Raw genomic sequence first — 17950 nt, forward strand, 5'->3', positions numbered from 1 at the left:
GGTCGCGCTTAGCGCTTGTCGTCGCCGAGATCCTCGAAGTCGGCATCCACGATGTCCTCGTCGACACCGTGCGGCTCGTCATCGCCCTCGGGCGCTGCTTCGCCGGCCTTCTCCTGCTCGGCCTTGTAGATGGCCTCGCCAAGCTTCATCGCGGCTTCGGTCAGGTTCTGGATGCCGGACTTGATCTTGCCGAGATCGGTCCCTTCCAGCGCCTCTTCGAGCGGGCCCATGGCCAGTTCGATCGCCTCGACGGTCGAGGGGTCGACCTTGTCGGAGTGCTCGGAGAGCGACTTCTTGGTCGAGTGGAGCAGGCTCTCGCCCTGGTTCTTGGCCTCGACCAGCTCCTTCTTCTCCTTGTCGGCCTCGGCGTTTGCCTCGGCGTCCTTGACCATCTGGTCGATCTCGTCGTCCGACAGACCGCCCGACGCCTGGATCGTGATGTTCTGCTCCTTGCCGGTGCCCTTGTCCTTGGCGGAGACCGACACGATGCCGTTGGCATCGATGTCGAAGGTCACCTCGATCTGCGGCATGCCGCGCGGTGCCGGCGGGATGTCCTCGAGGTTGAACTGGCCGAGCAGCTTGTTGTCGGCCGCCATCTCGCGCTCGCCCTGGAACACCCGGATCGTCACGGCGTTCTGGTTGTCCTCGGCGGTGGAGAAGACCTGGCCCTTCTTGGTCGGGATCGTGGTGTTGCGGTCGATCAGGCGGGTGAAGACGCCACCGAGCGTCTCGATGCCGAGCGACAGCGGGGTCACGTCGAGCAGGACCACGTCCTTCACGTCACCCTGAAGCACGCCGGCCTGGATGGCGGCGCCAGCGGCGACCACCTCGTCGGGGTTCACACCCTTGTGCGGCTCCTTGCCGAAGAACTTGGTCACTTCCTCGACGACCTTGGGCATGCGGGTCATGCCGCCCACGAGCACCACCTCGTCGATCTCGTTCACCGAGATACCGGCATCCTTGAGCGCGGCCTGGCAGGGCTTGATCGACTTCTTGATCAGGTCGCCAACAAGGCTTTCCAGCTTGGCGCGGGTCAGCTTCATGACCATGTGAAGCGGCGTGCCGCCGTTCGGGTCCATCGAGATGAACGGCTGGTTGATCTCGGTCTGCTGGCTGGAGGAAAGCTCGATCTTGGCCTTCTCGGCCGCTTCCTTCAGACGCTGCAGCGCCATCTTGTCCTTGGTCAGGTCGACGCCGTGCTCTTTCTTGAACTCGTCGGCCAGGTACTGGACGATCCGCATGTCGAAATCTTCACCGCCGAGGAAGGTGTCGCCGTTGGTGGACTTCACCTCGAACAGGCCTTCGTCGATCTCGAGGATCGTGACGTCGAACGTGCCGCCGCCGAGGTCGTAGACGGCGATCGTCTTGGTCTCTTCCTTGTCGAGGCCATAGGCGAGGGCGGCCGCGGTCGGCTCGTTGATGATCCGCAGCACCTCGAGACCGGCGATCTTGCCGGCGTCCTTGGTGGCCTGACGCTGGGCGTCGTTGAAATACGCCGGGACGGTGATGACCGCCTGCTCGACCTTCTCGCCGAGGTAGGACTCGGCGGTTTCCTTCATCTTCTGCAGGATGAAGGCGGAAATCTGCGAAGGCGAATACTTCTCGCCGCGGGCCTCGACCCAGGCGTCGCCGTTGCCGCCGTCCACGATCTTGTAGGGGACGATCTTGCGGTCCTTGGCGACCGCGGGGTCATCCTCGCGGCGGCCGATCAGGCGCTTCACGGCGAAGATGGTGTTCTCGGGGTTGGTGACGGCCTGCCGCTTGGCGGGCTGACCGACGAGACGTTCACTCTCGGTGAAGGCGACAACCGACGGGGTCGTCCGTGCACCTTCGGCGTTCTCGATCACGCGGGGCTGCGACCCGTCCATGATGGCGACGCAGCTGTTCGTCGTACCGAGGTCGATACCGATGACTTTGGCCATATGCTTTCTACCTCTCTTGGCGATGTTGCGGGGCTCGGGCCCTCTGAGGCTCCCGTGCCCCTATCCCAGTTTTTCCGGGTGGCTGCCCGGACCTTGCATCCCGGCGTATATAGGAGTGGAGTTTTGGCCCTGCAAGCGGGGATGGGCCATCGATAGGGGTGCAAACCATGAGCAAAGTGACACCCGGGGCACAGATTTCGCCAACGCTGAACATTCGCGGCGTGGCTCTGTTTCAGGGCCTTCTCGACCGAGCCGCGCAGGAGGCGATGGTGCGGGAGTTGCGCGAGGTGGTGGCCGCCGCGCCGCTGTTCCGGCCCGAGACGCGGCGCGGACAGAAGATGTCGGTGCGGATGACGTCGGCCGGGTCGGTGGGATGGGTCAGCGATCGGCGCGGCTACCGGTACCAGGAGGCGCACCCCGAGGGCATGGCCTGGCCGCCGATCCCGCCCTCGGTGCGGGCGGTCTGGGAGACAGTGGCGGGGGCGAGCCGGCCGCCGGATTGCTGCCTCGTCAATTTCTACGACGAGGGCGCGCGGATGGGCCTTCACCAAGACAGGGACGAGGCGGATTTCGACCAGCCGGTCGTCTCGATCTCGCTCGGCGACGACGCGCTGTTCCGGATCGGCAACCTGACCCGCGGCGGCAGGACGGAGTCGGTCTGGCTGAAATCGGGGGACGTCGTGGTGATGGGCGGACCGGCGCGGCTGGTGTTCCACGGGATCGACCGGCTCCGGCCCGGCAGTTCCAATCTCCTCGCCGGCGGCGGGCGGCTCAACCTCACCCTGCGGGTTGCACACTAAGGCGCGGCTCACCGCTTGGCGTGCCAGCTCAGCGAGGCGTTCTTGCGGGTGTAGGATTCGCCCATCAGCCCCAGAAACAGCAACCCGACGCTCAGCCAGAACGGATAGGCGATGTTGGAGTAATGCGGGTTGTAGTTGATGAACACGAAGCCGCGGCACTGGTCGATGGTATGGAACAGCGGGTTCCAGGTGAAGAAGGCCAGCATGTAGCTCGGTAGCTGGTTGGCCACGAACATCTTGCCCGAGGCGATCATGTTGGCCCGGGAATAGACGTTGGTGATGACACTGACGAAGCCCGGGAACCAGGGTTTGATCGACAGGAAGATCATCCCGATCGACACGCCCGAGAACCACGACAGCAGCACCATGCCCATGGCGCCGGCCGGCTGGTGGATGTGCACCGGGTTGAAGCCCACGTGATAGACGGTGAGCACCACAAGCATCGACAGGATCTGGATGTAGAGCGAGCCGAGCGCCGCCGCCGAGATCGCGACGATGGTGTTCATCGGCGCGTGCTTCATCATCGCCGAGGCCGGGCCTTCGGACATGACCACCGCGCTCAACGCCTTGGTGTGGGTCATGAACAGGAAGACCCCGGACATGATGTAGAGCATGAAGTCGCCCCGGATCGAGGCGCCGCGCCAGCCGAGCAGGGTGAACATCAGGTAGAAGGCCATCACGAAGATGACCGTCTGCATCATGTTCATAATCAGGCCGATCAGCGCGTTGCCGTGGTCCTTGCGCAGGTGCCGGACGGTCGCATGGTAGATCAGCCCGGCGAGCCGAAGCGCCGAGGCGGTCTGCGATCGTGGTTCGGTGGCCTGGAACATTCGGGTGGGCGCGCCGCTCTTGTGACGTTCTGCATGACTTTCTGGCGGGGAAATCTTGCTGTTCCCTTGATGGGTGACGATAAGGGGCGCGACACGTCATTGCAAAGCCTACGCCCGTCGCACGGCGCATTCCGAGGAGAGAGAGCATGGATTATGATCGCCTGACCACAGTCATCCGGCGCCTGGCGCTGGAGGCCGGCGACAAGATCATGGAGATCTACAACGCCGACGATTTCGAGGTCCGTGCGAAATCGGACGACAGCCCGGTGACCGCCGCCGACGAGGCCGCCGACGCGCTGATCGCCGCCGGCCTTGCCGAGGCCTTCCCCGACGTCCTGGTCGTGACCGAGGAGCAATCCGCCTCCCACGCCGAGAGCGCCGACAGCTTCCTGATCGTCGACCCGCTCGACGGCACCAAGGAGTTCGTCCAGCGCCGCGGCGATTTCACCGTGAACATCGCCTACGTGGAAAAGGGCGTTCCGGTGCGCGGCGTGGTCTATGCCCCGGCCAAGGGGCGGCTCTTCTACACCGACGCCAGCGGCGCCTCCGTCGAGGAGACCGGCGATTTCGCCAAGGACCAGGTCGGACCGGTCAAGCCGATCAAGGTGACCGCGCCCGACAACGCCGCGCTGATGGTCGTGGCCTCCAAGTCGCATCGCGACCAGGCGACGGACGATTACATCGCGCGCTACGCCGTGAAGGACATGACCTCGGCCGGATCCTCGCTGAAGTTCTGCCTGGTCGCGGCCGGCGAGGCCGATCTCTATCCCCGCCTCGGACGGACGATGGAATGGGACACCGCCGCCGCCGACGCGGTGCTGCGCGGGGCCGGTGGCAAGATGGTCCGCTTCGATGACCATTCGGAGTTCACCTATGGCAAGCCGGGCTACGAGAACCCGTTCTTCATCGCCTACGCGCCGGGCGTGGAGCTGAAGCCAGCAGCATGAGCGTCCTGATCTCCATCCCCGCCCGCTACGCCTCGCACCGCTATCCGGGCAAGCCGCTCGTGCCGCTCAAGGGCGCCAGCGGCCAGTCCCGCACCCTGATCCGGCGCAGCTGGGAAGCCGCGATGGCGGTCGAGGGCGTGGACCGGGTGGTGGTTGCGACCGACGACAGTCGCATCCGGGACGAGGCCGAAAGCTTCGGCGCGGAGGTCGTGATGACCTCCTCGGCCTGCTCCAACGGCACCGAGCGCTGCGCCGAGGCCCATGCCGCGATCGGCGGCGGCTACGAGATCGTGGTGAACCTGCAGGGCGACGCCCCGCTCACCCCCGCCTGGTTCGTCAGCGATCTCGTCGAGGGCCTGCGCGCCGCGCCGGACGCCGAGATCGCGACGCCGGTTCTGCGCTGCGACGGACGGGCGCTGGCGACGCTCAAGGCCGACCGCGCCGAGGGGCGCGTCGGCGGCACGACCGCCGTTTTCGACCGGAACAACCGGGCGCTCTATTTCTCCAAGGAGGTCGTGCCCTACACGGCCACGATCTACGCCCCCGAGGCGGAGACCCCGGTATTTCACCACGTCGGCGTCTATGCCTACCGCGCCGATGCCCTCGCGAGCTACGCCGAGTGGCCGCACGGTCCGCTAGAACGGCTCGAAGGCCTGGAGCAGCTCAGGTTCCTCGAGAACGGCCGGCACGTTCTGTGCGTCGAGGTAGAATCGCGTGGCCGACTTTTTTGGGAACTAAACAACCCGCAAGACGTTATTCGGCTGGAAGAGATGATGGCCGAGATGGGTGTTGAGTGATCGGCTTGCCCGACGAGCAACACTCCGCTGGCGCATTGTCTACGGATTTGGCAGACTGTTGCCGCAATGGAGCGAATGTTGCCGCAATGGTGTGTTATCAACGCAAGCAACACGAATGTGCCTTGGATTTGGACACGACATGCCGGGGGCCCTTCGGTAAACTTCACGACAGTTTCACGGTGCACGATTATGACGATGTCTTACCGAGTACGGCAGGTCGTGTTCTGATGCCGACAAACGAAAGGATTTAGGTTTATGCAACGCAAGGTCATCAAGGCAGTGTTCCCCGTCGCAGGTCTGGGAACGCGGTTTCTGCCGGCAACCAAATCGGTTCCGAAGGAGATCATGACCCTGGTTGACCGTCCGCTGATCCAATACGCGATCGACGAAGCGCGGGCGGCTGGTATCAAGGAATTCATTTTTGTCACGTCGCGCGGCAAGAGCGCGCTCGAGGATTATTTCGACACGGCCCCCGAACTCGAAGCCTCCCTTCGCAAGAAGGGCAAGGACGACCTGCTCGAGGTTCTCAAGCAGACCAACATGGAAAGCGGCGCGATCGCCTACATCCGTCAGCACCGCGCGCTCGGCCTCGGCCACGCCGTCTGGTGTGCGCGCCGCCTGATCGCCAACGAGCCCTTCGCGGTCATCCTGCCCGATGACGTGATCGCGGGCGAGAAGGGCTGTCTTCAGCAGATGGTCGAGGCCTACGAGGAGACCGGCGGCTGCATGGTTGCGGCGATGGAAGTGCCGCATGACAAGGCGAAGGCCTATGGCATTCTCGATGTCGAGAAAGAGATGGGCCAGCAGGTCAAGGTGAAGGGCATGGTCGAGAAGCCCGCGCCGGGCACCGAGCCGTCCAACCTCGCCGTGATCGGACGCTACATCCTGACGCCGCAGATCATGCGCAACCTGAACCGCATGCGCTCCGGCACCGGCGGGGAGATCCAGCTCACCGACGCCATCGCCGACGAGATCTCGGCCGGCCGCGACGTTTATGGCTACCGCTTCCGCGGTCAGCGCTTCGACTGCGGTTCCAAGGCGGGCTTCCTTCAGGCGACGGTGGCCTTCGGCCTCGCGCGCGACGATCTGCGCGACGAATTCTCCGACTACCTGAGCGAACTGGTGGCAATGCGCAACGCTGCCCAGTAAAAGGGCGGCGTAAGACACAGCAGACTGGATCACCAGATGACCAAGATCCTTGTCACGGGGGGTGCGGGCTATATCGGCTCGCACGCCTGCAAGGTGCTTGCCCGCGAGGGCTACACGCCAATCACGTTCGACAACATCTCCACCGGCTGGGAAGAAGCGGTGAAGTTCGGGCCGCTCGAGAAGGGCGATCTGCTCGACCGGGCGCGGCTCGACGAGGTGTTCGCCAAGCACAAGCCCGACGCGATCATGCATTTCGCCGCCCTGAGCCAGGTCGGCGAGTCGATGCAGGTGCCGGGCTGGTACTGGCGCTCCAACGTGGTCGGGGCCGCCAACCTCTGCGAAGCGGCGGTCGAGGCGGGCTGCAAGAAGTTCATCTTCTCCTCGACCTGCGCGACCTATGGCGACCAGGACGGCGTGGTTCTCGACGAGCATTCGCTCCAGAAACCGATCAACGCTTATGGGGCCTCCAAGCGCGCGATCGAGGACATCCTCGCCAATTTCGACGACAGCTTCGGCCTGAAGAACGTGATCTTCCGCTACTTCAACGTGGCTGGCGGCGACGAGGAGGCCGAGGTCGGTGAGTTCCACCGGCCAGAGACGCACCTGATCCCGCTGGTGCTCGACGCCATCGACGGCAAGCGCGACAAGCTGACGATCTACGGCACCGATTACAAGACGCCCGACGGCACCTGCATCCGCGATTACGTGCACGTGATGGACCTCGTGGAAGCGCATGTGCTGGGCCTGAAATGGCTGGAGAAGGGCAAGGACAGCCGCGCCTTCAACCTGGGCACGGGCAGTGGATTTTCCGTGCGCGAGGTGATGAACGCGGCCGGGCAGGTAACCAACCGTCCGGTGCCCTACGACGAGGGTCCGCGGCGCGCCGGGGATGCCACCCGTCTCGTCTCGGGGTCGAGCCGCGCCATCGATGAGCTTGGCTGGAAGCCGCGCCGCTCGACCATGCCGCGGATGATCGAGGATGCCTGGCGCTGGCATCAGACCGGCCACTACGAGAAGTGAGCCGCATGACGGAGGCGCCGGTCGCGCCTCCGCTCTCTCCCTGGATGGCGACGCGGATGCGCTGGAAGCGGCGCAGGCTGCTCTGGCGGGCGTTTCTCAGCCGCCATGTGCTGCGCCCGGTCGTGGACCGGACGTCGGAGATTGCCGCAGGGGACGTGCTCGCCTTCACCACCCTGCGAAACGAGATCGCGCGGCTTCCCTATTTTCTCGACCACCACCGCCGCCTTGGGGTGGCGCATTTCCTGATCGTCGACAACGGAAGCACCGACACTGGCCCCGTATTCCTCGCGGATCAGCCTGACGTGTCGCTCTGGCAGACCTCCGCCAGCTATCGAGAGGCCCGCTTCGGAATGGACTGGCTCGGCTGGCTGCTGATGCGCCACGGCGCCGGCCATTGGTGCCTGACCGTGGATGCCGACGAGTTGCTGATCTATCCGCAGTGGCAGACCCGGCCGCTCCCCGCGCTGTGCGCGCGTCTGGAGCAGACCGGTGCACCGGCGCTCGGGGCGCTGATGCTCGATCTTTATCCTCGAGAGCCGCTGGGGACGGGCCTCGCGCCCGCCGATCCGCTGGAGGTGCTGCGCGGGTTCGATCCCGGCCCCTATCGCGCCCGCCGCCGCGCCCGGGACGGGGCGCTGATCGTGCAGGGGGGCACGCGCGAGCGGGTGTTTTTTGCCGACACGCCGGAGCGCGGACCAACGCTCAACAAGCTGCCACTGGTCAAGTGGCGACGCGGCCACGCCTATGCCAATGCCTCCCATTCGATGCTGCCGCCCGCGTTGAACCGCGCCTGGGACGGGCCCGGGGACACGCGGCTTTCGGGTGTGCTGCTGCACACGAAATTCCTGCCCGGGATCGTCGAACGGTCGGTCGAGGAACGAACGCGCGGCCAGCATTTCGGTGAGCCTGCCGCCTTCGACGCCTATTACGGCGCGATCGCTGCACGGCCGACGATCTGGTCGGAGGAAACGCTGACGCTCGACGGCTGGGAGCAGCTCTGCGCCCTCGGGCTGATGGCGGACGGCGGCTGGCGCTGAAAAGCGCCTCCGAGGGGGCCGGGCGAATCACTTGCAGTTTACCCCGGACGCGCCATTGCCTAACGTGAACCAAAGAAGCAGTCAGGGCACAGCAGGCAGACCTTGTTTCCGACACGATCCAGGCAGATGACACCCCGCGCCGATGGCCCGAGGAAAGGCCGCGTTAACCTCGCGGGTGCATGGTCGCGCCGCAACCTTCGAAAAGGGGCGGGGCGGTGAGCGTGATCGAGTCCTATCGGCTGCGGCTGCGGCGCAAGCGGTACCGGATCCGGGCCTTCCGGAAGCGGCGGGAGCTGACCGTGGTCGCCGACCGGACCCGCGCGATCGGCGAGGAGGATGTGCTCGCCTTCACCACGCTGCGCAACGAGCGGGTGCGGCTGCCATATTTCCTCGATTATTACCGTCGGCAAGGGGTCGGCCATTTCCTGATGGTCGACAACGGCTCGACCGATGGCTCCAGCCAGTTCCTCGCCGATCAGGCGGATGTTTCCCTCTGGACCACGCAGGCCAGCTACAAGCGTGCCCGCTACGGGGTGGACTGGCTGAACTGGCTGCAATGGCAGCACGGGCACGGGCACTGGACGCTGGTTGTCGATCCGGACGAGTTCTTCATCTATCCGTTCTGCGACACCCGGCCGATCCAGGCGCTGACCGGCTGGCTGGATACCTGCGGGCTGCGCAGTTTCTCGGCGATGCTGGTGGACATGTATCCCAAGGGTCCGATCGACGCCGAGGCCTACCGCGAAGGGCAGGATCCGTTCGAGATCGCCTCGTGGTTCGACAGCGGCAACTACTTCATCTCGCGCAACCCGCTCTACCACAACCTGTGGATCCAGGGCGGGCCGCGCGCGCGGGTGTTCTTTGCCGACCAGCCCTCCGCCGCGCCCTCGCTCAACAAGATCCCGCTGGTGAAATGGCGGCGCGAGTACGTCTACGCGCAATCGACGCATATGCTGCTGCCGCGCGGGCTGAACCGGGTCTATGACGACCACGGCGGGGAAAAGACGTCGGGCGCGCTGCTTCATGCCAAGTTCCTCAACACGCTGGCGGGCAAGGCAGAAGAGGAGCTCGCGCGCGGCGAGCATTACGCGGGCGGCCGGGAATACCGGGCCTATCGCGACGGGATGGCCAACCGGACGGATCTCTGGACCAAGTGGTCGGAGCGCTACATCAACTGGCGCCAGCTCGAGATCCTCGGCCTGATGTCCAAGGGGAACTGGGCATGAGCGTGGGCTTCATCCTGCTGGTGCACACCGCGCTCGACCGGGCGGCGCAGGTCGCGCGGCACTGGGCCGGCAGCGGCTGCCCGGTGGTGATCCACGCCGACCGCAACGTGCCGGAGGAGCGGTTCGACGCCTTCCGCGCCGCGCTGGCGGGGAACCCGAACATCCGTTTCGTGGAGCCGCGGCGGCGCTGCGAATGGGGCACCTGGGGCATCGTCGGCGCGACGATCGACGCCAGCGCGCTGATGCTCAAGAGCTTCCCGCAGGTCGACCATGTCTATCTGGCCTCCGGCTCCTGCCTGCCGTTGCGCCCGGTGCCGGAGTTGCGGGCCTATCTCGCCGAGCGCCCGCGCACGGATTTCATCGAGTCGGCGACCATCGACGATGTCGACTGGTCCAAGGGCGGGTTCGACCACGAGCGTTTCACCCTGCGCTTTCCCTTCGCGTTCAAGACGCAGCGCGGGTTGTTCGACCGGTTCGTCACCCTCCAGCGCGGTCTCGGGATGAAACGGAGCCTGCCGGCCGGGCTGGTTCCGCACCTGGGCTCGCAATGGTGGTGCCTGACGCGGCCCACGCTGGAGGCGATCCTCGGCGATCCTCGGCGCGGCGAATACGAACGGTTCTTCCGGAGCGTCTGGATCCCCGACGAAAGCTATTTCCAAAGCCTCGTGCGGCTGCACGCGAACCGTGTGGAAAGCCGGTCTCTGACGCTCTCCAAGTTCGACTTCCAGGGCAAGCCGCACACGTTCTACGACGATCACCTCCAACTGCTGCGCCGATCCGACTGTTTCGTCGCGCGCAAGATCTGGCCGCAGGCAGATCGGCTCTACTCGAGCCTGCTCTCGAACGACCCGCAGATCACCAAGAACGCGGAGCCCAACCCGGGCAAGATCGACCGGCTTTTCACCCATGCGGTGGAACGGCGGCTGCGCGGCCGCCCGGGACTCTACATGCAGAGCCGGTTCCCCCTGAGCGACCGCGACAACGGCAAATCCTGCGGGCCCTATTCGGTCTTCGAGGGCTTCTCGGACCTTTTCGAGCAGTTCGAAAGCTGGCTCAGCAAGACCACCGGCTGCCGGGTGCATGGCCATCTCTATGCGCCCGACCGGGCCCATTTCGCCGGCGGCGAGAAGGTTTACAACGGCTGCCTGCCCGACAGCGCGGCGCTGCGGGACTACAACCCCTGCGCCTTCCTGACCAACCTGACCTGGTCGACTCGGGGCGAGCGGCAGTGCTTCATGTTCGGGCCGGCGGACAACCAGTATCCCACCGATTTCATGACCGGCGATCCCCATGCGCAGATCTCGGTGATCACCGGCGCCTGGGCGATCCGGCTGTTCCGGCGCAAGGCGACCTCGGAGGAGGTGCGCAAGGAAGCTGCCCGGCTCCAGCGGATCGAGCAGGCCCATGTGGAGCGGTTGCGCGCCCATTGGGCGAAAGCGCGGATCCGGATCTGGACGCTGGCGGAATTCATCGAGGCGCCGATGGACCATCTGCAGGAGATCCTCGACGAGGTCTCGCCGCGTGGCGCGCGACGGCTGACCGAGGCGCCGCGCCTCACTGACCTGACCGGGTTCGGCCGGTTCCTGCAGGAGCTGAAGAACGAGGGGATGAACCTGCATGTCGCCGGCGATTTCCCCGCCGGATTCGATCCGGCGCCCCTGCAGCCGGACACCCAGCGGCGTTACGTGGTGAAATAGGCGATGGCGCGGTTCGACGGTTTCGTCCTGTTTGCCGAGATGCGCACGGGATCGAACTTCCTGGAGGAGTCGCTCAATCTCTTTCCCGGGCTGACCTGCCACGGCGAGGCGTTCAACCCGGGCTTCGTCGGTCAGCACAACTGGCCGGAGCTGTTCGGGATGGACCTCGAGGCCCGCAAGGCCGACCCGCTGGAGTTGCTGAGGCGGATCCGGGAGGGCACCGAAGAGTTGGGTGGCTTCCGCTTCTTCCACGACCACGATCCGCGCGTGCTCGACGCGGTGTTGCCCGATCCGCGCATCGCCAAGGTCCTGCTCTCGCGCAATCCGCTCGAAGCCTACGTCTCGCGCAAGATCGCCTCCGAGACCGGTCAGTGGCGGCTGACCAACGATGCGCATCGCAAGGTTGCGAGGATCCGGTTCGACGCGGCCGAATTCGAGGCGGTGCTGGCACGCCAGACCGCCTTTCGAGACCGTGTCCGGCGGGCGCTACAGGTGTCCGGGCAGACCGCGTTCGAATTGAGCTACGAGGAGACCGGGCAGCTCGACGTGGTCAACGGGCTCGCAGCTTTCCTCGGGGTGACGCACCGGCTGAACGGGCTTTCGAACCGACTCAAGCGGCAGAACCCCGCGCCGCTCTCCGACAAGGTGGAGAACTTCGCGGAGATGCAGGCGGCCCTGTCGGGCATGGAGCTTCTGGCGATGGCGCGGGGCGGCGAGGGCGAGCCGAAGCAGGGCGCTTCGGTGCCGACGTGGCGCGCCTGCGTTCAGGCACCGCTGCTTTTCCAGCCGGTCAAGGGCGGCCCGACCGAGGCGGTCCTGGCGTGGATGGCGCGGCTCGACGGCGTGGAGGGGCCGGAGGCGCTGGCCTCGGGGTTCAACCAGAAGACGCTTCGTCAGTGGAAGAACCAGCACAAGAACGCCCGCGGCTTCGCCATCGTCAGCCATCCTGTCGCACGGGCGCATGGCGTCTTCGAACGCTACATCCTCGCGACCGGACCAGGCAGCTTTGCCGCGATCCGCAATCACCTGAGGGAGAACGACGGGCTGCCGATCCCCGAGGCAGCGCCGGACGAAAGCTACGATCCGGCCGATCACCGCGCGGCCTTTCTCGGGTTTCTGAAGTTCCTGCGACGCAACCTTGCCGGCCAGACCCGCCTGCGCACCGATCCGGCGTTCTCGACCCAGGCGAGCCTGGTGCAGTCGATGGCCGAGATCCTGCCGCCGGACATGGTGATCCGGGACGACCAGCTCAAGCTCGGCCTCGGCCAGCTCTGCCAGCAGATCGGGTTGGAGCGGATGCCGCCGCCACCCTCGCTCGCCGGGTTCGGCGGCGCGCGGCTGGCGCAGATTCATGACGACGAGATCGAGGCCGCCGCGCGCGCTGCCTACAATCGCGACTACATGAGCTTCGGATTCCGGGGGTGGTCGCAGGGCTGAAGTGCCCGCGGCCCGTCAGGCGGCCTGCGAGGGACGGCCTTCGGTCAGTACCGTGTGGAGCGTCGCCGGGTTGTCATTGGCGCGGAGCTTCTCGCAGACCGCGGCGTCGCGCATGGTCCGGGAAATCAGCGCCAGTGCCTTGAGGTGGTCCACGCCCGAGCTCTCGGGTGCGAACAGCGCGAAGACGAGGTCGACCGGCTGGCGGTCGACCGCGCCGAATTCGAGCGGCCGTTCGAGGCGGAAGAACACGCCCCGGACGGCCTTGGCATCCGTGACCCGGGCGTGGGGCAGCGCGATACCGCTGCCCACACCGGTCGGACCGAGGCTTTCCCGGTCGAGCAGGGCCTCAAGCGCCGCATCGCCGTCAAGACCGTAGGAGGCTTCCGCCGCCTCCGCGAGGCGTTGGAACAGCCGCTTCTTGCTGCTCGCCTCGGAAATCACCTTGACGGCGTCGGGCTTCAGAATGCTCGACAGGTTCATACTTCCTCCAGTCGCCCCGGGTTTCAGTCAGGCCGGTTCAGGCCTTGTCCGAGGGATCGATCCATCCGATGTTGCCATCGTCGCGGCGGTACACCACGTTCAGGCTTGTTTTTCCTTCCGGATGGAAGATCAGAACCGGCGCTCCGGCCAGCTCCATCTGCATCACCGCCTCGCCAACGGACAGGCTCGGGATGCGGGTTTCCATCTCCGCGATGATCATGGGCTGGAGCGTATCAGGTTCCTGCTCATCTGCCCCGTCATCCGATGCGGCGAGGATATACGAGGCCGCGCCGAAGACTTCAACCGGCTCCTTGCGATCCCGATAGTGATCCTTCAGGCGGCGCTTGTAGCGACGGAGTTGCTTCTCCATCTTCTCGCATGTGTCGTCGAAGGCTGCGTAGATCTCGGGCGCACGGCCGCTGGCGGAAGCGTTGAGACCGGTCGACAGGTGGACCGTCGCCTCGCAGATGAATTCGTGGCCGCGCTTCGAAAAGATCACCTGGGCGTCGGTCGGACGCTCCGCATACTTGGCAATCGCTTCGCCAAGCTCGGTTTTGACATGGTTGGTGAGGGATTCCCCAATGTCGATCTGGTGACCGCTGATCTGGTAGCGCATTTCGCCTCCCTGAGTTGAAGTTGAGGGTTCGCCCACCTAGCGGAGTGCGGACCCGGTTGAAAAGGGCAAAACGTTTGTCGGAAAGGCGATGCCAACACCACGCCGTTGTCTCGGGGCGGTCGAGACGGCGTCGATGTTGTGATCAGGGCTACTAGCTCCGGCATTTCCCGTATTTGGCGATGGTTCGACATGCGATGTCAACGCCCGCGTCCTTGTGTGCCCGCACCGGCAGGCCCTGGAATTGCAGCGCGCGGGGGGCGGTTTCGTCAATGATCCGTATCAAATTCAACGCGGTGACCCCGGGTAGGTTCCCAATCCGGTGCCGCCTGTTGCAGGCAGGTCAGCCGATGCGGAAGTTCTGCCCGAGATAGACCCGGCGGACGTTTTCGTCCCGGACGACATCCTCGGCAGTGCCGCTCATCAGCACCTGGCCGTCGTGCAGAATGTAGGCGCGGTCGACGATCTCCAGCGTCTCGCGGACGTTGTGATCGGTGATCAGCACGCCGATGCCGCGGTTCTTGAGATCCATCACGAGGTGGCGGATGTCGCCGACGGAGATCGGGTCCACGCCGGCGAAAGGCTCGTCGAGCAGCAGGTATTTCGGCTCGGCCGCGAGGCAGCGCGCGATCTCGACCCGCCGCCGTTCGCCGCCGGAGAGAGACAGCGCCGAAGCCCGGCGGAGATGCTCGATGGCGAACTCGGAGAGCAGGTCTTCGAGCCTCTCGCGGCGCTTGTGCCGGTCCTTCACGGCGATTTCGAGGATCGCCATGATGTTGTCCTCCACCGACATGCCGCGGAAGATCGAGACCTCCTGAGGCAGGTAGCCGATGCCGAACTTGGCGCGGCGATACATCGGCAGGGTGGTCACGTCGCGGCCGTCGATCTGCACCAGGCCGGATTCGGGCGTGACCAGCCCGGCGATGGAATAGAAGCACGTGGTCTTGCCGGAACCGTTGGGGCCGAGCAGGGCCACGACCTCGCCGCGCTGCAACTCCAGCGTGACGTCATGGATCACTGGACGGCGGCGATAGCTCTTGCGCAGCTGCACGACCTGCAGACCGCGCTCGCCGGGCGTCACCGTCAATCCGCGCTGTGGGCGGTTCATTGGCCGTCGCCCTGCGCGCCCTGGGCGTCCTGCGACTGGAACACCACCCGCACGCGGCCCTCCATGACGCCCGTGCCGGTGTCGAGGTTGACCGTCAGCTTCTCGCCGGCCATCGCATTCTCGCCCTGGGTCAGGACGACATCGCCGGTCATCACCACCTCGCCGGTCTCGAGCGTGTAGACGGCTTCCTGCCCTTCGGCGGCCTCGGCCCCGTTGAACAGGGTCACCCCGCCGGAGGCATGGAGGCGCTTGACCTCGGTCTCGCCGGTGGCGCTCTCGCCGTATTCGACATCGACCACGGCGCCGGTCAGACGCATCTCGCCCTGTCCGACGACGACATTGCCGGTGAACTTGGCACGTCCGTCGGCCTGGCTCACGTCGAGCTGGTCGGCGGTGATCTCGACCGGCAGGGAGCTGTCGTGCTCGGCGCCGCCAAAGCCGATGTTGGCACCCTGCGCGAGGGCGACGGCGGGAAAGAGGAACGCTGCGGCAAGCAGCAGGGACCGGAGCGACACTGGTAGCATCCTATTGGTTTCCGGGAACGTATAGCAGCCTGACACCGTCCTTGAAAACCACGGTCACGCTATCGCGATCCTCGCCGGACTGGGTCACGACCATCCGGCCAGCGTCGATGCTGCCGATGGGTCCGGTGCCGGAGACCGGTCCGGTGGTTTCCATGTCGGTCCGGTCGAGCGCGGCGGAGAGCTCGTCGGTGTCGACCTGGTACCCGGTGGAGGTGCTGATGTGGACATTCCCGCGCAACACGGTGCGGGATTCCGTGGCGTGTACGGTTCCGGCGTCCGATGTCAGGCGGATCGAGCTGTTGTCGCCCGTCTCCATCGTGCCGCTGACCTCGACCGCATCGACGACGCTGGCCTTGGCGTCGCGTGGCGTTGCGCTGCGGGCATTGAGCGTGATGGCCTTGCCGTCTTCGGTGACGCCGGAGAACTCGGGCCCGTCCACCCGCTGTTCGCTCGCCATCTGCTCCAGGTCCTGTTCCGAGAACGGCAGAGAGTCGCTGTTGTCCCCGGTGCGTGCGACGAGGAACAGCGACGAGAGCAGGGCGAGCGCCATCAGCGGCAACAAGACCTTGAGCCATGCCACCACGCGGGAATGGAGGTTGTCGAACGCGGCCATCGGCCTATACGATGCCCGCCCGCAGGCAGTCGTGGATATGCAGGATACCGCGCGCGCCGTCGTCCGCCTCGGGGTCGACGACGAAGAGGCAGGTGATCTTGCGGTCGTTCATCTCGGCCAGCGCCTCCTCGGCCAGCGCGTCGGGGCCGATGGTGCGCGGGGCAGGGGTCATCACCGCTTCGGCGGTCAGGTCCAGCAGCCCGGCCATGTGGCGGCGCAGGTCGCCGTCGGTGACGATGCCGGCGAGGCGACCGCGGGCGTCGGTCACCCCGACCACGCCGAAGCCCTTCTGGGTCATCACGATCAGCGCCTCGCGCATCGGAGTGCCCGCGGCAACCAGAGGCAGCGCGTCGCCGCTGTGCATCAGGTCGCTCACCCGCGCCAGCCGGGCGCCGAGGCTGCCGCCGGGATGGAACTCGCGGAACTTGTCGGGGGTGAAGCGGCGGTGCTCCATCAGCGCGATGGCAAGCGCGTCGCCGAGTGCGAGGGTCATCGTGGTCGAGGTCGTCGGCACGATCCCGGTCTCGCAGGCTTCGGGCGCGGCCGGCAGAAGAAGCGCCACGTCGGAGCGGCTGAGCAGGGTGCTTCCGGGGCGGCCGGCGACGCCGATCAGCGGGATGTGGAACCGCCGGGTATAGGCGATCATGTCGGCAAGTTCCGGCGTCTCGCCCGAGTTCGACAGCAGCAGCGCGACATCGCCGGTGGCCATCATCCCCAGATCGCCGTGGCTGGCCTCGGCGGGGTGGACGAAATGCGCCGGCGTGCCGGTGGAGGCGAGGGTCGCCGCGAGCTTGCGCGCGATGTGGCCCGACTTGCCCATGCCCGATACGATCACCCGGCCGCGCGCCTCGAGGATCAGCGCCACCGCATCGGCGAACGCCTCGTCCAGCGCCTCGGCCAGCAAGGACAGCGCCTCGCCTTCACGGCGGATCACGCGGCGGGCGGTTGCGAGAAAGGTCTGGGTCCGGTCGGGGGCCGCGGAGGCGTCGGGCATGGCGATGTCAGTGCTCGAAGATGTCGATCTCGGGCCAGCCGGCCAGATCGAGCTTGGCCCTGGTGGGCAGGAAGTCGAAACAGGCGCGGGCGATCTCGGTGCGCCCCTCGCGTTCCAGCCGCTTGTCGAACTCCCTGCGCAGGCGGTGCAGGTAGAGCACGTCGGAGGCGGCGTATTCCTGCTGCGCGACGGTCAGCGTCTCGGCGCCCCAGTCGCTGGACTGCTGCTGCTTGGAAATGTCGATGTCCAGCAGTTCCTGGCAGAGGTTCCGCAGGCCGTGGCGGTCGGTGTAGGTGCGCACCAGCTTGGACGCGATCTTGGTGCAATAGACCGGCGCGGCCAGCGCACCGAAGGCGTTGTACATCGCCGCGATGTCGAACCGGCCGAAGTGGAACAGCTTCAGAACCTCCGGATCGGTCAGCAGGCGCGCGAGGTTCGGCGCCTCGGTCTGGCCCTTCTCGATCTGCACGAGGTGCGCATCGCCATCGCCGCCGGAGAGCTGCACGAGGCACAGGCGGTCGCGATGCGGATTGAGCCCCATCGTCTCGCAGTCGATGGCGACCACCGGGCCGAGATCGAGCGTATCGGGGAGATCTTTGGCGTGGAGGTGGATCGCCATGTCGGGGCCTTCTTTTTCGGGGTTTCCGCCCAGATACGGCGGCGGGGCCGGGATTTCAATGCTGGCGCTTCCGCGGGCCCTTGCGGTGATGCGCAATTTGCAGGCGCTTGCGGCGGAATGCGCCACATTAAGCGGCG

General features: G+C 66.0%; 18 protein-coding genes. 9 read left to right on the plus strand and 9 right to left on the minus strand.

Annotated elements, in window-relative coordinates; genetic code table 11:
- Positions 1-8: 8 nt before the first annotated feature.
- Positions 9-1946 (minus strand): molecular chaperone DnaK, encoded by a 1938-nt coding sequence (gene dnaK, locus CHB86_RS19165; RefSeq protein ID WP_281251225.1) that lies wholly within the window; start codon positions 1944-1946, stop codon positions 9-11.
- Positions 1947-2089: 143 nt separating this feature from the next.
- Here dnaK and CHB86_RS19170 point away from each other — a divergent pair, with 143 nt between their 5' ends.
- Positions 2090-2722 carry an alpha-ketoglutarate-dependent dioxygenase AlkB family protein gene (locus tag CHB86_RS19170; RefSeq protein WP_089234709.1) on the plus strand — a complete coding sequence of 211 codons (633 nt, stop codon included), beginning with the start codon at positions 2090-2092 and terminating at the stop codon, positions 2720-2722.
- An 8-nt stretch (positions 2723-2730) separates the two neighbouring features.
- Here CHB86_RS19170 and CHB86_RS19175 read toward each other — a convergent pair whose 3' ends face one another.
- Positions 2731-3552, minus strand: coding sequence for an ABC transporter permease (locus tag CHB86_RS19175; RefSeq protein ID WP_089234710.1), 822 nt, complete (start codon positions 3550-3552; stop codon positions 2731-2733).
- A gap of 146 nt (positions 3553-3698) precedes the next feature.
- Between CHB86_RS19175 and cysQ the strand changes: the two genes are divergently transcribed.
- From cysQ to CHB86_RS19215, 8 genes are all read left to right on the plus strand, one after another.
- The gene (gene cysQ, locus CHB86_RS19180; protein WP_089234711.1) at positions 3699-4499 is read left to right on the plus strand and encodes a 3'(2'),5'-bisphosphate nucleotidase CysQ; all 801 of its coding nucleotides are present in this window, start codon (positions 3699-3701) and stop codon (positions 4497-4499) included.
- Positions 4496-5296: a 3-deoxy-manno-octulosonate cytidylyltransferase gene (locus CHB86_RS19185; protein WP_089234712.1), complete on the plus strand. Its 801-nt coding sequence runs from the start codon at positions 4496-4498 to the stop codon at positions 5294-5296. Before cysQ ends, CHB86_RS19185 begins: the two co-directional genes overlap by 4 nt.
- Positions 5297-5551: 255 nt before the next feature.
- Positions 5552-6445 carry a UTP--glucose-1-phosphate uridylyltransferase GalU gene (gene galU, locus CHB86_RS19190; RefSeq protein ID WP_089234713.1) on the plus strand — a complete coding sequence of 298 codons (894 nt, stop codon included), beginning with the start codon at positions 5552-5554 and terminating at the stop codon, positions 6443-6445.
- Positions 6446-6481: 36 nt separating this feature from the next.
- Positions 6482-7465 (plus strand): UDP-glucose 4-epimerase GalE, encoded by a 984-nt coding sequence (gene galE, locus CHB86_RS19195; RefSeq protein ID WP_089234714.1) that lies wholly within the window; start codon positions 6482-6484, stop codon positions 7463-7465.
- A gap of 5 nt (positions 7466-7470) precedes the next feature.
- On the plus strand, positions 7471-8502 hold the full coding sequence (locus CHB86_RS19200) for a glycosyltransferase family 2 protein (RefSeq protein ID WP_089234715.1): 1032 nt from the start codon (positions 7471-7473) through the stop codon (positions 8500-8502).
- A 215-nt stretch (positions 8503-8717) separates the two neighbouring features.
- Complete coding sequence (locus tag CHB86_RS19205; protein ID WP_089234757.1) at positions 8718-9728, plus strand: glycosyltransferase family 2 protein; 1011 nt, start codon at positions 8718-8720, stop codon at positions 9726-9728.
- Positions 9725-11425 (plus strand): DUF5927 domain-containing protein, encoded by a 1701-nt coding sequence (locus CHB86_RS19210; protein ID WP_089234716.1) that lies wholly within the window; start codon positions 9725-9727, stop codon positions 11423-11425. The genes CHB86_RS19205 and CHB86_RS19210 overlap by 4 nt, the downstream gene beginning before the upstream one ends.
- 3 nt (positions 11426-11428) lie before the next feature.
- Entirely contained in the window at positions 11429-12862 is a 1434-nt protein-coding gene (locus CHB86_RS19215; protein WP_089234717.1) for a hypothetical protein, read from the plus strand.
- A gap of 15 nt (positions 12863-12877) precedes the next feature.
- On the opposite strand, the gene CHB86_RS19220 is transcribed toward CHB86_RS19215, so the two are convergent.
- From CHB86_RS19220 to CHB86_RS19250, 7 genes are all read right to left on the minus strand, one after another.
- Complete coding sequence (locus CHB86_RS19220; protein WP_089234718.1) at positions 12878-13342, minus strand: PTS sugar transporter subunit IIA; 465 nt, start codon at positions 13340-13342, stop codon at positions 12878-12880.
- A gap of 37 nt (positions 13343-13379) precedes the next feature.
- On the minus strand, positions 13380-13958 hold the full coding sequence (gene hpf / locus CHB86_RS19225) for a ribosome hibernation-promoting factor, HPF/YfiA family (RefSeq protein ID WP_089234719.1): 579 nt from the start codon (positions 13956-13958) through the stop codon (positions 13380-13382).
- Positions 13959-14298: 340 nt separating this feature from the next.
- The gene (gene lptB / locus CHB86_RS19230; protein WP_089234720.1) at positions 14299-15063 is read right to left on the minus strand and encodes an LPS export ABC transporter ATP-binding protein; all 765 of its coding nucleotides are present in this window, start codon (positions 15061-15063) and stop codon (positions 14299-14301) included.
- Positions 15060-15578, minus strand: a complete 519-nt coding sequence (locus CHB86_RS19235) for an LptA/OstA family protein (protein WP_425445433.1) — start codon at positions 15576-15578, stop codon at positions 15060-15062. The genes lptB and CHB86_RS19235 overlap by 4 nt, the downstream gene beginning before the upstream one ends.
- A 10-nt stretch (positions 15579-15588) precedes the next feature.
- Positions 15589-16200, minus strand: a complete 612-nt coding sequence (gene lptC, locus CHB86_RS19240; RefSeq protein ID WP_089234722.1) for an LPS export ABC transporter periplasmic protein LptC — start codon at positions 16198-16200, stop codon at positions 15589-15591.
- A 4-nt stretch (positions 16201-16204) separates the two neighbouring features.
- Entirely contained in the window at positions 16205-17194 is a 990-nt protein-coding gene (locus tag CHB86_RS19245; protein WP_089234723.1) for a KpsF/GutQ family sugar-phosphate isomerase, read from the minus strand.
- A gap of 7 nt (positions 17195-17201) precedes the next feature.
- Positions 17202-17813 (minus strand): ribonuclease D, encoded by a 612-nt coding sequence (locus CHB86_RS19250; RefSeq protein WP_089234724.1) that lies wholly within the window; start codon positions 17811-17813, stop codon positions 17202-17204.
- Positions 17814-17950 lie beyond the last annotated feature (137 nt).

It is taken from the genome of Tropicimonas sediminicola (genome assembly GCF_900188335.1).
Classification (GTDB): Bacteria; Pseudomonadota; Alphaproteobacteria; order Rhodobacterales; family Rhodobacteraceae; genus Tropicimonas; species Tropicimonas sediminicola.

Coding starts and splice junctions, on each gene's coding strand:
- lptC (WP_089234722.1), bottom strand. CDS start 16,200: ATGGCCGCGTTCGACAACCTCCATTCCCGCGTGGTGGCATGGCTCAAG.
- CHB86_RS19210 (WP_089234716.1), top strand. CDS start 9,725: ATGAGCGTGGGCTTCATCCTGCTGGTGCACACCGCGCTCGACCGGGCG.
- CHB86_RS19250 (WP_089234724.1), bottom strand. CDS start 17,813: ATGGCGATCCACCTCCACGCCAAAGATCTCCCCGATACGCTCGATCTC.
- lptB (WP_089234720.1), bottom strand. CDS start 15,063: ATGAACCGCCCACAGCGCGGATTGACGGTGACGCCCGGCGAGCGCGGT.
- CHB86_RS19245 (WP_089234723.1), bottom strand. CDS start 17,194: ATGCCCGACGCCTCCGCGGCCCCCGACCGGACCCAGACCTTTCTCGCA.
- CHB86_RS19200 (WP_089234715.1), top strand. CDS start 7,471: ATGACGGAGGCGCCGGTCGCGCCTCCGCTCTCTCCCTGGATGGCGACG.
- hpf (WP_089234719.1), bottom strand. CDS start 13,958: ATGCGCTACCAGATCAGCGGTCACCAGATCGACATTGGGGAATCCCTC.
- CHB86_RS19220 (WP_089234718.1), bottom strand. CDS start 13,342: ATGAACCTGTCGAGCATTCTGAAGCCCGACGCCGTCAAGGTGATTTCC.
- CHB86_RS19170 (WP_089234709.1), top strand. CDS start 2,090: ATGAGCAAAGTGACACCCGGGGCACAGATTTCGCCAACGCTGAACATT.
- CHB86_RS19185 (WP_089234712.1), top strand. CDS start 4,496: ATGAGCGTCCTGATCTCCATCCCCGCCCGCTACGCCTCGCACCGCTAT.
- CHB86_RS19215 (WP_089234717.1), top strand. CDS start 11,429: ATGGCGCGGTTCGACGGTTTCGTCCTGTTTGCCGAGATGCGCACGGGA.
- galU (WP_089234713.1), top strand. CDS start 5,552: ATGCAACGCAAGGTCATCAAGGCAGTGTTCCCCGTCGCAGGTCTGGGA.
- cysQ (WP_089234711.1), top strand. CDS start 3,699: ATGGATTATGATCGCCTGACCACAGTCATCCGGCGCCTGGCGCTGGAG.
- galE (WP_089234714.1), top strand. CDS start 6,482: ATGACCAAGATCCTTGTCACGGGGGGTGCGGGCTATATCGGCTCGCAC.
- CHB86_RS19175 (WP_089234710.1), bottom strand. CDS start 3,552: ATGTTCCAGGCCACCGAACCACGATCGCAGACCGCCTCGGCGCTTCGG.